2 protein-coding genes and 1 pseudogene are annotated in these 1,641 nt (G+C 42.5%); all 3 read right to left on the bottom strand.

Annotated features, from left to right (window positions below; genetic code table 11):
- Window positions 1-532: pseudogene (locus AC3WVG_RS11710) on the bottom strand (hypothetical protein); the annotation flags it as partial.
- Between the two features lie 8 nt (window positions 533-540).
- The gene (gene rsxB / locus AC3WVG_RS11705; RefSeq protein ID WP_033104423.1) at window positions 541-1,095 is read right to left on the bottom strand and encodes an electron transport complex subunit RsxB; all 555 of its coding nucleotides are present in this window, start codon (window positions 1,093-1,095) and stop codon (window positions 541-543) included.
- Window position 1,096: 1 nt separating this feature from the next.
- The coding region (rsxA, locus tag AC3WVG_RS11700; protein ID WP_488798298.1) for an electron transport complex subunit RsxA at window positions 1,097-1,641 on the bottom strand (545 nt) is incomplete at its 5' end.

Genomic DNA, 1,641 nt, shown 5'->3' with positions numbered 1-1,641 from the left:
AAGGTTCACACTCAACCGCATTAACAATCAAAAATTCAATAGGTTGTTTAATATCAGCTTTTACATAGGTTGGGAAGCCTGCGCCGCCCATACCAGAAATACCCGCATTATGAATAACATCAACTAGTTCATCGTGTGATGCAGTGGCTGGGTTTGCTAAAGGCGATAATTCACACCAGGTATCGTTGCCATCGGGTTCAATAATAATGCTTAATTCAGGTAATGCCGAAGGATGCGCTGATGGCATAGGCGTAATATCAATAATAGTGCCAGAAGTCGGTGCATGTATTGGCACCGACCAATTAGCTGATGGCTTTGTTAACGCTTGGCCTTTTAACACGTGCTGGTTTTTTTCAACTATTAATTTACCACTAGCGCCAATGTGCTGCTTTAAAGGCAGAACAAGTTTTTCAGGCAAAGGGAGTCTGGCTATAGGCGCACTATTAGATAATGATTTCTGCTGAGGAGGATGTACGCCGCCAGGAAATGCCCAAACGGTGCCTTTTTTTATTTGTTCAAGTAACTTTTCCACTCAAACCTCTAATCTATTTGGGTAACAGGAATAGCGTCTAGTTGCCATTTCCAAGTTTGTTTTGTTGGTGCAACGGGTAGCATGTCAATACAATCGACCGGACAAGGTTCAACGCACAAGTCACAGCCTGTACATTCGTCAATTAGAACGGTGTGCATTTGTCGGGTTGCACCAACAATGGCATCAACAGGGCAGGCTTGAATACATTTGGTACAACCAATACATTCATCTTCGCGAATGTAGGCCACCGTTTTAACTGGCTCGGCTTGTTCGCCGCCAGCGAGGGGTTTAGCCTCAACCCCCATTAAATCAGCTAGCTTTTTAACGGTCGCTTCACCACCTGGAGGGCATTTATTTATTTCATCGCCATTGGCAATGGCTTCTGCATAAGGACGACAGCCCGGGTAACCACATTGGCCGCATTGTGTTTGCGGTAAAATGGTGTCGATTTGTTCTACAACAGGGTTACCTTCAACTCGAAAGCGTACTGCTGCAAACCCTAAAATTAATCCGAAAATTAACGCCAGCAAACCCAGCGCTATTAAAGCGTACAACAAGGTCATATTAAAACTTCACTAATCCAGTAAAACCCATGAAGGCCATTGACATTAAACCTGCCGTTATCATTGCGATTGAGGCACCTTTAAATGGGGTTGGTACGTCTGCTGCGGCTAAACGTTCGCGCAATGCAGCAAATAAAACCAATACTAATGAAAAACCCACCGCAGCACCAAAGCCATAAACGGCCGATTGTAAAAACGTGTGATCTTCTTTGATATTTAATAAAGCAACACCCAATACCGCACAGTTAGTGGTTATTAAAGGTAAAAATATTCCCAGTAACCGGTAAAGCGTTGGACTGGTTTTTCTGACAACCATTTCAGTAAATTGTACAACAACAGCTATCACTAAAATAAAGCTCATTGTTTTCAGATAGGTAATATCCAATGGTAATAAAATATACTCATTTACTAAATAGCTTGTCACAGAGGCAAGCGTTAGCACAAAGGTAGTTGCCAAAGACATACCTATGGCTGTGTCAAGTTTCCCAGACACACCCATAAACGGGCAAAGGCCTAAAAATTGTACTAATACAAAGTTGTTAACTA

Source organism: Desulfovulcanus sp., assembly GCF_982781345.1.
Note: the sequence above shows the minus strand (reverse complement) of the source record. Positions and strands in the feature narration are given on the sequence as shown.

Coding starts and splice junctions, on each gene's coding strand:
- rsxB (WP_033104423.1), bottom strand. CDS start 1,095: ATGACCTTGTTGTACGCTTTAATAGCGCTGGGTTTGCTGGCGTTAATT.